10 protein-coding genes and 1 pseudogene are annotated in these 13,245 nt (G+C 33.3%); all 11 read right to left on the minus strand.

Translation table 11 applies throughout. The annotated features are described in order from the left end of the window. Positions 1 to 90 precede the first annotated feature (90 nt). On the minus strand, positions 91 to 1,188 hold the full coding sequence (locus CEF22_RS17800; protein WP_100404116.1) for a copper resistance D family protein: 1,098 nt from the start codon (positions 1,186 to 1,188) through the stop codon (positions 91 to 93). After that, the gene (locus CEF22_RS17805) at positions 1,185 to 1,745 is read right to left on the minus strand and encodes a copper resistance CopC family protein (RefSeq protein ID WP_100404117.1); all 561 of its coding nucleotides are present in this window, start codon (positions 1,743 to 1,745) and stop codon (positions 1,185 to 1,187) included. The genes CEF22_RS17800 and CEF22_RS17805 overlap by 4 nt, the downstream gene beginning before the upstream one ends. Positions 1,746 to 2,318: 573 nt before the next feature. Further along, positions 2,319 to 3,509 carry an RNA-guided endonuclease InsQ/TnpB family protein gene (locus CEF22_RS17810; protein WP_100404118.1) on the minus strand — a complete coding sequence of 397 codons (1,191 nt, stop codon included), beginning with the start codon at positions 3,507 to 3,509 and terminating at the stop codon, positions 2,319 to 2,321. A 944-nt stretch (positions 3,510 to 4,453) separates the two neighbouring features. After that, entirely contained in the window at positions 4,454 to 4,636 is a 183-nt protein-coding gene (locus tag CEF22_RS17815) for a YfhD family protein (RefSeq protein ID WP_100404119.1), read from the minus strand. A 156-nt stretch (positions 4,637 to 4,792) separates the two neighbouring features. Beyond that, positions 4,793 to 6,073 carry a histidine--tRNA ligase gene (locus tag CEF22_RS17820; RefSeq protein ID WP_100404120.1) on the minus strand — a complete coding sequence of 427 codons (1,281 nt, stop codon included), beginning with the start codon at positions 6,071 to 6,073 and terminating at the stop codon, positions 4,793 to 4,795. Between the two features lie 456 nt (positions 6,074 to 6,529). Beyond that, positions 6,530 to 6,997, minus strand: coding sequence for a GNAT family N-acetyltransferase (locus CEF22_RS17825; RefSeq protein WP_100404121.1), 468 nt, complete (start codon positions 6,995 to 6,997; stop codon positions 6,530 to 6,532). A 168-nt stretch (positions 6,998 to 7,165) separates the two neighbouring features. After that, positions 7,166 to 7,564 carry a RidA family protein gene (locus CEF22_RS17830; protein WP_100404122.1) on the minus strand — a complete coding sequence of 133 codons (399 nt, stop codon included), beginning with the start codon at positions 7,562 to 7,564 and terminating at the stop codon, positions 7,166 to 7,168. A 225-nt stretch (positions 7,565 to 7,789) separates the two neighbouring features. Then, a pseudogene (locus tag CEF22_RS18890) lies at positions 7,790 to 8,039 on the minus strand (heteromeric transposase endonuclease subunit TnsA); the annotation flags it as partial. Positions 8,040 to 8,218: 179 nt separating this feature from the next. Then, positions 8,219 to 10,915 carry an AAA family ATPase gene (locus CEF22_RS17840; protein ID WP_100404123.1) on the minus strand — a complete coding sequence of 899 codons (2,697 nt, stop codon included), beginning with the start codon at positions 10,913 to 10,915 and terminating at the stop codon, positions 8,219 to 8,221. Next, positions 10,905 to 11,441 carry an ABC-three component system middle component 1 gene (locus tag CEF22_RS17845; RefSeq protein WP_100404124.1) on the minus strand — a complete coding sequence of 179 codons (537 nt, stop codon included), beginning with the start codon at positions 11,439 to 11,441 and terminating at the stop codon, positions 10,905 to 10,907. Before CEF22_RS17845 ends, CEF22_RS17840 begins: the two co-directional genes overlap by 11 nt. Next, complete coding sequence (locus CEF22_RS17850) at positions 11,438 to 13,108, minus strand: dsDNA nuclease domain-containing protein (protein ID WP_100404125.1); 1,671 nt, start codon at positions 13,106 to 13,108, stop codon at positions 11,438 to 11,440. Before CEF22_RS17850 ends, CEF22_RS17845 begins: the two co-directional genes overlap by 4 nt. Between the last annotated feature and the right edge of the window lie 137 nt (positions 13,109 to 13,245).

Below are 13,245 nucleotides of genomic sequence, written 5' to 3' on the forward strand. Positions count from 1 at the left end.
TCGTCTCCATCATTTAAAATAACCGCTTCTAACAAGGCTGTCCACCCAAGTTAATTGATATGATTAACATTGTTCATTAGTCCAATCTTTTCAATGAATACTTAACATCAATGCTAAATACACGGAAATAACAAAGCACAAGCTCATGCCAAATGCTAAGATCGCTGGTGCTTTCTTAATAAATGACCATAAGAGTAATACTAAGAAAGCGGTAGCTAAAGAAAACAAAAGTCCACTCATCGCATTTAGTCCAAACTCAACAGCTACAGGAGTTGGTAACGTACCACCATAGACATATTGAAAAAGAGGAGCCACCCCGTTACTTTTTAAAGTTGCATCAATCCCATAAGCCGGGGGCTGTTGACCAAGAATGGCAGTAGCCGTGAAGACGAGCAACAATACTACACTTTCCGCTTTTACCCATGGAATCGGCTGAAAGGAAAGATCCTTTTGGAGTTGTTTCTTCGCCCAAAAACCATTGATGAAGGCAAAAAAGAAGATCGGAATAATAATTAAGTGTTTGAGCAACAGTGATTGTCCGTAATTCAACACCCAAGAATTTGCGTAATCTTTCACCTCTATCACTAATGTCATCATCATAAATCCCGTTAAGATCGTCAGAAGAAAACTAATGATCGCTACAGGTGAAAACCATTTCAAAAATGACAACCAGTTTTCTTTGTTTTTTGAGAACCAGCTAACCACCAACAAAATGCCCACCCAAACACTAACAGAAAGAAAATGAATAGCGTGATAAATAGAGCCCACTATTTTGTCTAAAGACGCAGAATGCCCAGCCCAACTCAATATAAAGATGAGAGAAACAGTAAAGACAAGAGCAATAAGCGAATAGCGTTTATTCTCGAAAACTGGAAAAATAGAAACAAACATATAAAGGAAAAACGAAACAATGAATGTTAGAATCCAAGCTTGCCCCACTTCAAAACTGGAGAATACATTTTGAATCGTTAACGATAAGCCCATGTTTTCTTGAAGCATGGAAATTAAATAGACAACGGGCATTAAAGAGAAAAAGACAACCCCTAATATAGATAATTGAATCCCTCTTTTAGGAAGATTGATCATCGGTTTTTCATCAACTGGAATCAATTGGATAATAAAAGACCCCATTAAAAAAGAAAAGCAAACGTACAATAACAATTCGGTTAGATAGAGAACATAGATCATTTTTTCCCTCTTCTAATCAACCAGACAGCTGTTTGAACGGCCGCAAAAAGTAAAAAGCCGGTTATAATCGAGATAACAATACTCGGATTTGTCTTGCTTTGCTCTTCTTTATCCGCAACTGATGATTGATTGACTTCTTTCTCTGCTTTATCAATAGTAGCTACTTCCTCTTTTGCCTCATCTACGACACTGGATTGCCCTTCAGCTTTATTGCCCAGTTTCTGCGCAACAGTAAATGTGTATTCGCCTTTAATGAGATGTCCATCTTCTCCGACAATGCTCCAGTTTACCGTATAGAGTCCTTCTGTCAACGACTCACTTGTCGTTCCAATCAGTTTGTTTTTATCGATTTGAATATCTTCAAGCGCAATTTCTGTGCCTTTTTCGTCAAATAGCGTGAACAAGCTCCCCTTTTCAATGGATGTATTAAACTCCATTGTAATTTCTTTTACTTCTCCTTCGACCATCTCTCCCTCTGTCGGATAAGAACTTTGCAATCCAGTATGAGCAGAGACTGTTGTTGAAAATGCCATCCACAAACATAGTAATAAACACATAGATTTCCTCAAAACATTTCACTTCCCTATATATAACAATTTTTTAACTCTTAGTCATTTATTGATACAACGATCATGTATCACCCTCACGACAAACCCTATAAAGTTCGTAAGCTAGGCTGTTACTATAATGCAAAAATTATTAATGCCCAATGTATTTTAGTATCTTTTTCTTGATAACTCAATACATTTTACAAACTAGATTATTTCACGATAAAATGTGATTTTAGGGAAAATTTCAATTAAAAAGCTCCCTTCGACCTTTATTTAACAGCAACTAAAAAACTCCATTTTGAATAAAAATTGATCAAAATGGAGTTAACCTATATGAACCTCCCCCACCTATCGCTTCGCACTTTGAGGTAGGGGTTTCTTGTCGATTCCCTAGAAATCGGAAGCTGAACGATGTCCATGGGTGCACACGACACCCTCGTCTTTCTTGGGGACTGACGCTCCCATACGGAAGCAGTGGTCTTGACGCAAGAAGTCTCCCGACAGCTTGCTGCCACCGTAAGCAACAGAGAGAAAATCGAAGACACGGCCATCTCCCTCTGGGGCGGTTCTACCCATCTACTACGCCTGTACAGGACGTAGATAAGTGATACTGGTCAGCATCACTTCTCGAAACTTCCCATGCACATACTGGGATAAGATGTTCGCTGCACCGTGGACATCCCGATGCTGTTCATATCCGCAAGAGCATTGGTAATTTCGCGAACGGACTTTGTTCCGTTTTCCACAAGCAGGACATGCTTGCGTCGTGTAGGCTTCATTTTCTTTCGATAATGAGACGCCAGCCGCTTCTAATTTATAGGCCAACTGTTTGGTGAGTTTTCCAAAGCTCCAGTTGCTGAGTTTTTGGTTGATTTGTTTGGAACGGATGCGTTTTCGTTTTTTGTTTCGCTTGCTTGTGTGTCGCTGAACGCCTTCTACATCGCCGAGAGCAACATGCCCGACTTTTTGCTCCACACACCAGTTCACAAAAGCACGAGTCGTCTTATGTAGGAGATCTCCTAGCTGCCGTTCGCTTTTGGAGAGAATGTACTTTTTTGCTCGATGATATTGGCGCCATTTCCTGGACCCTTTTTGACACCGACTCATGAGCATTTGCAGTTCTCTCACTTTTTTGTTTCGCAATCGGTGAACGCTGCGCATCTTCCTGCCCGAAATCACAAGCGCTTGTCCATTTGTACTGACGGCAGCAATCGTATGAATCTCACCTGGATCAATCGCGGCTGTATGACCATCTTGAATCGGTACAGGATCGATGCCGTCTTCATACGACAAACAGGCATGCCATCGACCGTCATAGACGAGTTCCACTTCTTTGACCGTGCCAGTTGGGACTAAGGCAAGCGTCAACACGAGCGGTTTCTGCTGTTTCCCCTGCCATCTTCCTAAGCTGAGTGTTAGCTTGCGCCCTTTTAGTGCGAAAGATTTGTCCACCCATTTAGGATGAAACACGAATTTTTCTTTGTATGGATATCGGATGGACTTGTTCGTTTTACGAGCTTGACGAACTCCTTCCCGGGCACGCAAAAACTTGTGGCACACCGCTTGGATCGTCTGACTGTGAAGAGGATACAAGCCTTTGAGTTCAGCTTGAAGGTCACTTTTGTTAATCCACTTGCCGTGAATCCGGTAATAATACCGAGCTAGCTGCACACAGTCATTCCAAATCGTTCCGCAGATCCGACGTATATGAAACAATTGTTGAAGCGTGGACTGTGGCGCTGAAAAGCCCGTTTTCAACGTTCGATACATGAGATCCCCTCCCTTGTCATCATTATAAACAGAATGTATGTTCCTATCAAGAATAAATGGAAAATTCCATCCTTTTTTCTTCCGACAAAGTTCGGGATATCCTCTACCAAACGCTTTTCAGCTATGCCGAACCGAGATTCATCCCCTCCTTACTCGCTGGGCTATGCCCTTCACGCTCCTTGAGGAAGAGGACTTCTTTCGGATTATGTTAAAAAATATCACTCCGAACAAAGCAAAATAATTAATTCTTTCCATAAATATCACCTCCAATTTCCGAAAAACTGCTCATTGTAAAAATTTTCTTTCTCTCTCGCTTTTTATCATTTCCTGACCAGAAGACTCCATCTGATTTGTGTTACGGGTGCAAGTCCAACAATTCAGGTGGAGATGAATGGTCAGTTGGCACTAACCAAAACATATGTTTGTATGGTAAAATGCCCCTGAAAGTGTTCTTTGAAAACTGGATATATGAGGTTGTGACAGGAAAAAGCTCTGTCACGTAAAATAGCCAAGCACCAATAAAAAACACGTAAAACCGTTGCCTAGCGCATGGTATAGTGGGTGCGTCAACCATCCGTGTGTACTTGACACGTTTGTGTCAGGGCTTGTACAGCTCCTTTCGGGGTGGTGCAAGTGGTACATCAGTACCGACCAAAAACAGTGGTTTGAGGATGCCGTTCAGAGCGTCACTCGTCTCCATAGAGAACGAAAAGACCAGATTGGCTAACTCAAGCCCCTACTGAAATGTTTTATCTCAGTGGGGGTTCGTTGATTATAATCAAATTTTTTCCGTTAAAATCAGACTCTAGACCGATTTCACATTCTTATTTTTAGATAAGTGACTTGCTCCATCAATGTTCTCTTTATATTTCTCTTATCAAATTAAACACTAAAAAGCACAGGATGCGGTTATTCAAGCATACTGTGCTTTAGTGAAAGGACTATTACTGGTTATTATTTTTTCTTGCTTTTGCCCTTTGATCTGCCGCTTTTGAACGTTCTTGAGCAACTAGGTCATCATGATCAGCAAGCTCTTGTGAGAATTCAACATCTCGACCATCTGATTGAAAAGCCCCAGCTGTATTCGTCACTTGATCATTATCCTCATTTTTTATGCTTTGCAACATATTAAAAAACCTCCCATTGTAATGTAGTACTCATATAGAATGTGTTATTTTCATTCACTTCATTCATTTTTTGCTTAGGGTTTATTCCGAACTGTTATCTCTTCTGATGAAACAGCTACTAACCTGCCCTATTAGTCCGATAAGAATTACACCGCTTTATCCTTCAAATTCAAAACATTCGACTCGTTCTTCTCCAGAATCCATATTTTTTATTTTAATTTGGTTATTTCTGACTTCATTCTCTCCAATTATAATAACGTTTGGGATGTTTTCCTTGTTTGCTTTATCAAGAGCCTTTCCTAATTTTTTATTACTCAACTCATGTTCAACTTTATAGCCTTGATTTCTTAAATAACTGGCAACAAGCAATGATTCTTTCTGGGTGTTTAACGGGATTATGTAGTAATCCACATTCGAGGCTTCTGTACTATTCGCAACAGATTTACTTAGAGCGGTATAAATTACGTCTAAACCAAAGGAAATTCCAACTGTTGAAAAGTTCTCATTTGTTCCAATTAGGCCACCGATTGCATTGTCGTATCTTCCACCACTCCCAATGCTTGACTGAATGGTTTTATCAGATAAAAAGATTTCATAAATCGTACCCGTATAGATCTCCAATCCTCTTGCTAAAAATGGATTAAACACACATTGTTGCTTATTGATACCCAAATAGGATTCAAGTTCTTTTAATTCATTTAATCCTTGCTTAACTTGTTCATTTTGCATAGAGAAAGGCTCAAAATAGCTATAATTTGTATTATTTTTATCAGTCAAAAACTGTTTAATTAATTGGACATTTGAAGGCGGCAGCCCTTGTTCTGTAAGCTCTGAAACAACAGCTTCTAATCCGATTTTTTCAAGTTTATCAAGCGTTAATACAACCTTATTAATTTTTTCCTCTGCTGTTTCAAACACTTCAAGCATTCCAGTTAATAATTTTCGATTGTTATATTGAATCGTTACCTTTAAATCAAGTTTGTGGAATGCATCTAATGCCATAATCATTAATTCGGCTTCAGCAATTTGAGATTCAACTCCTACAATATCTACATCACACTGTGTAAATTCACGAAATCTTCCAGTTTTTATTGGACCATCCCTAAATACTTTCCCTATTTCATATCTTTTAAAAGGCATTCTTATAGTTGGGTTCATTGCAACTACTTTTGCAAATGGGATAGTAAGGTCGTAACGCAAGGCCAAATCTCTTTCTCCTCTGTCCGTTAATGTATACATTTCCTCTAATATTTCAGCACCTCCACCATACTTTGAAGCTAGTAGTTCTTTGTAATTTAAAATAGGCGTCTCCAGAGGTTTACAACCATACTGGATAAAAACATCTTCCAATGTTCTTCTAATATTTCTTCGTACAATTTCTGCATTCGGTAAGTAATCTTGTGTTCCCTTTACATTTTGATAGTCCATTTTTTTCATCTTTTTTTCCCTCCAATGGTTTGTTAAAAAATAAAAAACCGCATTAGATTAAAGTTCTAAAACTTAATCCATGCGGTTTAATGATAAATAGCCTTCCTATATACGATTTTTTAAAATCGAATAGCAAGACTACTTGATATGATGATGTAATTGTGAACAGTAAAAATTATTCTTAACAGATAGCATGTTGTTCACCTCTAATTTCTATTTAATGTAACACACTAAAAAATGTATTTCAATTATTTTTTAGTGTGTTACCTCTTGCCGTTGTTTCATCAACGATCTGGTCCTTTAGAGGAAGACGAATCGTAAAAATCGTTCCTTCCACTTTCAACATCGATGCTTCCTTGATGTTTGGTTATAATGCTATGAACAATATTCAAACCTAGTCCCGAACTTGTCTTCTCTAATCAAAAAGCAATTTGATCACTTTCTAGCATGTTTAATTTCGTTCATTCATTCAAGTAACTTTACTTTAAATACATCAACTTTTTCATATTGATCATCAGAAACAGTTTCAAGATAGGTCCATCCTCTATTTCTATAATAGTCAGATGCCTCTTCCGTTCTTAAATAAAGTTCATTAAACCCTAATTCTTTGACTACCTTTATCGTTTTGGCTACTAACTCCTGTCCTACACCTTTGCCACGATACTCAGGTTTCGTATATAGAGAGGCAAGCCAAGGTTTATACATATCTCTTATCTTTAAATCATTTTCAAAGATTGATACAGTTCCTAAACATTCTCCGTTCTCCAAAGCAACGAGTGCTATCGGAAATTCATTGTCCTTTGTATTTGAAAAATGTTTAAAAACATCTTCAAATTTCATGCCGCTACCCGTTTTTACTACAAATTCCTTAAAAATCATTTCAGCAACTTCTTTTATTTTATCGGGATGGTTTGATAAAAAATCAACATTCATACTAATCCCCCTTTGTATTGATATGTTACCCATTGTTACTCACCTCGATTTCTCCCCCTTACAAAAAGCCAATCCCCAAGCATTTGTGAAGTACAAACCTTCATATTAAAAACCATGGAATCATCTAGTTTAAGATGCTCCATGGTTTTGATGAAGTGTGTTTGAACTTTATACTTTAGCCGCCCATATTTCTATTTCAATTTTTATCTCAGGTAAACCTAACTCAGCAATATATGCAATCGTCATTGCTGGATAATCATTGCCAAATAATTGTTCCCACTCTGAATCAAAAAAGTCCCAATCAATTTGCTCAGTAGCCCATATGTTCACTTTAATAATGTTTTCAGCGCTTAAATCCTCAGAATCTATCACTGTTTTTATATTGATAAACGTATTACTTACTTGTTCATTCATAGTTTGTGGAAATTGTCCATTTCGATCTGCACCGATTTGACCTGATGTCACGTATAACTCTGCATTCCTTGGAATTTTTGTAATATGTGTGTAATCGCCAACTGGTGCAGGCACATTTGTTGGGTTTTTTCTTGTGATTTTTTCGTTTTCCATTTATTTACCTCGCCATTTAAAAGATTTTTCTGCAGTTTTGCCTAGAAAGTCAAATTTGGACACACTTCACCCTTGAAAAGACTTCTAGAAAAAAACAGCAGTGGAGTATCCATATCCGCAAGATAAAAACTTAAGTGATTTTTTCTTCATAGGTGAACACTCCTCTCTTAAAATGACAAGATTTTTGATAATTACTATTTTATAGGAAATAGGTTCTTTATGCAAATCTTCCAACGGTAGTAAAGGAAATTGCTCTCTAATATCAAGAACAAAACCAGAATATTCAGTTATATAAAAGCAATTTCGTTCCAAATCTGATAAAAATTCATGTTGTCTGCTCGTTTTAATCCCTTTCAAGCGTGTTAATCGACCCACCTTGAATCTTCAACCAAGGCTTATAATCTCCCCCGATGCCGGACCCACGACCTTGCTTAATCCACTTTTCAATTTCAGATGTTCTTCTTCTTTTAGACATAAAAACACCCCTTTAGACAAAAAATCCAAAGGAGCAAAAAGGCGCAACTTCTTTATAAACGATATAACTTTATTTTAAAACCACAAGAGGTATAGCTTTAAAATAAAGTTTGATCAAAAGCATGCTGTAAACGTTGATTTTATAATAGAAGAAATCCACGCGCCTTGAACAAAGATTGATTAAATTACTCTATGAGAATCAAATTTAATCATTTCTAATTTGTTAGAACTAATGTAAGGACTTTTTAAATTATAAATAATAATATCATTTTTTCTGTGCTCATTTTTCTTTATAAATAATTTTAAGAAATTAAAATCATGTGTAGAAATTATGAGTTGCTTTTCTATATTATTTAAAACATCACACATAGTGTATTGATTAACATCATCCATATTTTGGATTGGATCATCTATACCTACAAAATTTAGTGAATGTAGTTGTTGTTCTTTATTAATTGCTAAAAATATAGATATGGCTAATACATTTAATTGCCCTGAACTTAAAATATTTTTAGCATTACTTTTTCCACCAGGTTTATCATGTAATTCTTTATTATACGCTACCTTTATATTTATTTGTTCTTCGCTTCCCTCAAATACTAAATCACAATCACTTGGAATCGGATCTAAATATCTAAAATACCTTTGTACAGTAGAATGGCTTCGATTAAGAAAATCCGAAATCCCACTTCCTATAAAACTTTGTTGTTCTTGCTTATATCTTTCTAATAAACCTATATAAGAATTTAATTTACTCACTCTAGAGTTTAAATCATTTTTATTTTTTTGGATATTGGAGATTTGTTTTAGAACCGTATTATTAATTTCCTGTTTTACCACCCAGTTTTTAATAAGATTTATTTCATCAATCTCAAAGTCAATTTTTTGAATTGATTCTAAAGCAAAATCATGTATTTCTATAAACCTTTGATTATATTGATTCTCATTCAACAAACTTTGTAAATTGAAAATAATTAATTTAACGCTTGAAATATTATTTTTTATTTCTTCCAGTAAAGAGATAATACTTTGACATTTTGCATTTACAAAATATTTTCTCGAATTATTCTTATGAATACTTTTTTCTAGATCTTTAGCAGACTTTATTTTATAAGTAACTTTAGAAGTTTTTTCATAACCTAATATATCACTTGATATTTTTTCTGTTTTTAAAATTATTTCAACAGCTTCTTTTCTTTGATTTATTTCTTGCGAATTTTTTACTAAATGCTCTTCTAGAATAGATTGCTTTTCTGAAAATAACACTTCATCAAATAAGTCTGATGATTTATAATTAGCTGTTTCATTTTCAAAGCTTTTTATTTTAGTTTCATTTTCCTCTTGATTTCTTTTTAGCCCTCTAATTTCTTCATTTAACTTTTTCTTTCTATTTTCAAGGTATTTTGATAATCTTATAATTTTCTCATAATAACTACTTTCTTCATTGAGTTGATTCAAATAATAATTTAAATTTTGAGCTATATCACTATTTAAATTATTATTTTGCGAAGAACAAACAGGACAATAATTTAAATCATATTTGTTCGTGTATACTTGGACATCTCTAATACCTGATATTAACTTAGCTAAAACCTGATCTTTATTCTCCTCAATACTCCTCTCTATTTTTTCCAATACACTATTATTTTTTTCAAGACGATTACTTATTCGCTCTAATTTTACCATTATAAAAGCACTCGATTTTTTTGCATTTTCAATCAGAGGAATATTTATACTTTGAAATTTCACAACTGCTAAATTGTATTCTAATTTTAATTTCTCACTTCTTAGTAATTCAAGTCTTTTATTTAATTCATCGATATTACTTTCTTCAACATTTAACTCTTTCAATAAAATCTGTAGACCACTAAGCTCCCTTTTTAATCCGTTAACTTTTCCTAAATTCTCTTCTAAATTTGACAAACTCAATATTTTATCATTTAAATTCTCTAATAGCTTTTCAGCTTTTTTCTTTTTACCTAAAAGAAGTTCTTCTCTAGATTCATAATCATTCAAAAGATTCTTCAATTCATTAAAGTTACTATTTTTTTGCTCATCTTCTATTTCACTATAAAATTCTATATATTTCTCCAAATGGTTTTTGGTATTTAGTCTTTTAACTATTTCATTTTCCACACGTTTTTTTGTATTGCCATCCGATGATAAAATTCCATATGTACTTGATAATTCATCTAATTTCTCTCTTTCAAAATAATGCATTGTTTCTTTCTTGTTTATTATAGCCTTATCTAACTCACTAACTTGTTCAAAAAAATTATCTTTATTTTTTTCTAAACCTTTTAACACTCTTTTAAAATTATCAAATTCGAGAAGCATTGATTTTAAACCCATTATATTAGCCAAAGCTTTATAACGTTCTTTAGCATCTTCACTTGTAATAAAATCTGTGACTTGATCTTGAGATAGAATATACGCTTGCTTTAATAATTGACTAAAACCTCCTCTCTCATATGTAATAAAATTCGCAGTGTGCATTTTTAGAAAATTTTCTATTTGTTCTTGACCAATATGAACCTTATCATCCTTTGATATAATTCTTACTTGCAAATTTCCAACATTACCATTTGTTACATTAAAATATCTAATTAAAGTATTTCCATCGAATTCTAAAGTAACTGCTACTTCAAAGCTCTCTTCATTATGAATCCTTTTATTAGCAATATCATATTTAAGCTCATTTTCTGAACCATCAAATCTGTTTATTTTTCCTGTTAAACACCATTCAATAGCATCAAAGAAAGAACTTTTACCAAATCCATTGGCACCGTATAGAAGTATAACTTCCTTAGATAAATCAAATACAACCTCGCCCATGTAGTTTTTAAAATTCTTAATTATCAACTTTTTAATGTTCATAATCCATTTCCATCCCTTGCATTAGAGTATTTACTATTTCCCCAACTTGAGAATCTTTCAGTTTAATATTTTCACTATCATATTGTTTTAAAAGAGAAAATAGCACTTTCACTTCCTCGTTATATTCAGTTTCCTTTAAATTAGCTGGATTTTTTCCGTTTTTATCTACTGTATTATCTAAAAATGGAATTCGATTTAAATCCTTCTCATCCCTAACAACATACTTTCTTAAAGCTATATTATTACGTTCTATCATGAAAAACTTTTCATAACTTATTTCTTCATCTGTACAAAGGATTAAATAACTATTATAAATATTTTGACTTTGCTCTAGCAGCAGTATCCTTATTTGATTAGAATAGATATTTATCTTTTCAAGTTCTAGTTCCATGTGTAATCGCTTAAGAAAAACTCTAATTGTTTCATTTTCATATAAAGAAAAGCCTATCTTCTCCACTTCTTCATTTTCTAATGCTTTAAAATTCTGTTGAATAAGTCTATTATGTACTACATTAAAATTATTCAAAGAATACCCTCCTCTAATTCTTCTAACATTTCCTCTAAATATTTTTCTATATCTTCTTCTTCCAAAGCATCATAAAAATCAGCTTTCATAATATTACCTGGTAACAATTTAGCTGTGACTGGAACCTCATTTAGTTTTTGGTCATCTTTTAATTCTTCAATATCTATTGATTCCTTAACGTATATTTTGAGAGGTTCTATTTTGTCAAACTTTCTATCATTATAATTTTGTACAATGACATTTAAGTCTATTCCCGTTAAATAAAGCTGTTCTTTTAAGCTTACATTTTTTATAATACCGTTTAATCTTTCAATAACCTCGGGTTTCTTTTTTGCAACTTCTAATCTTAAAAATGCATAAACTATGTCTATACCTTCAAATTTTTTCGCTACCAATGATTCATTTCCATCGAATCTTACCTTTTTATTTTTACTCACTATGAGCATTATTATTAAAGTAAATAAATCCAATAAACTATTTTCTTTCGTACTATTACTTAATCTTGAATAAATTGAGGTTTTATTGGTACCATCAAATAGACGTTCAAATAATTTTTTTATATCTCCACTCTCATTTAATATCCAATCCTCTAGATACTCCTTATATTCATATATTAAACTATTAACGATTTTTGAATTTCTAAAGTCTTTAACACTATTTAATAATTCATCTATAACTCTATTAATAATTGTAATGCTTTCATGTTGGTTTACTATTAAGCTGGCTTGGGATAATGCTTTCTTTCTAACAATATCTAATAAATTTACGACCTTTTCCTTTGTAATAATTAATCGTTCTATATTGGTTTTATCAGTACATTCTTCAAATAAATACCCTATAATAAAATTTAAATCTGAAACCCCAATAGATATATTTTCCCCATACCCACTAAAAATAATTCTATTAAGTTTCATACATAAATAATCTTGAAACTTATCTATTTCTTGCAAGGATGATCCCGTATGTAAATAAAAACGTTTTAATAATGACTCTATATTTTCTCCACATAAACTTAAATAAGTAAATTCTGTTCCTTCATCGTCAAACACTCGCTCCGATAATACTTTGAGCAAACCATCATCTGAAGAAACCTCTTTATTAAATAACTTATTATCTGTATAATAATCAAAATTATATTTTTGGGTACGAATGAAATGATAACTTGAATATAATTGAAATTCAGTTTCATATTCTTCGGATTTTTTAGCTAGAGTTGCATTTAATAACAATTTATCTACCCAGGAATTAGCTTGAAGAAATTGTTCCTTGTTTATTTCTTTCTTGCTCCTTCTATATAAACTTGAAGCAGGAGATTCTGTAACTTCCAACTTGATTTTCTGACTAGTTTTTACTTGTATAAAGCGAATTTTATTGCCTTTACCTACTACAATATCATCATGGTACTCCATAATAACAAAATCCCATTTACCTTCTAACATCTCCACAATATATTCAATTGTAACTAAAAATTGATAATAAAATCCCGATAAAGCTGTCAACCCACCAGTTTCACTAACACTGGCATTTATTAAATACTTTGCGATTTCTTCTCCTTTTCTATTTCGAAAATATTGATTAATAATTTCTTCCCTCTTTGGATCAATAGGACCCATATTATCTCTTGTTAAAATATATTCATCTACAACATTTCTTACCGTGTTTGTCATACTATCTCCTTCTCTAAACCTGCGTTTTTAAGTGTGTTAATAACAAAAAATACACCAATTTCTAATTTTAATGTTAGAGTTCAATAATTTTAAAAATTAACTTCTCGGTTCTATGCTTAATACCCGCCTTTCTATGG

The organism is Bacillus sp. FJAT-42315 (assembly GCF_002797375.1).
In the GTDB taxonomy this organism is placed as follows: Bacteria; Bacillota; Bacilli; order Bacillales; family Domibacillaceae; genus Bacillus_CE.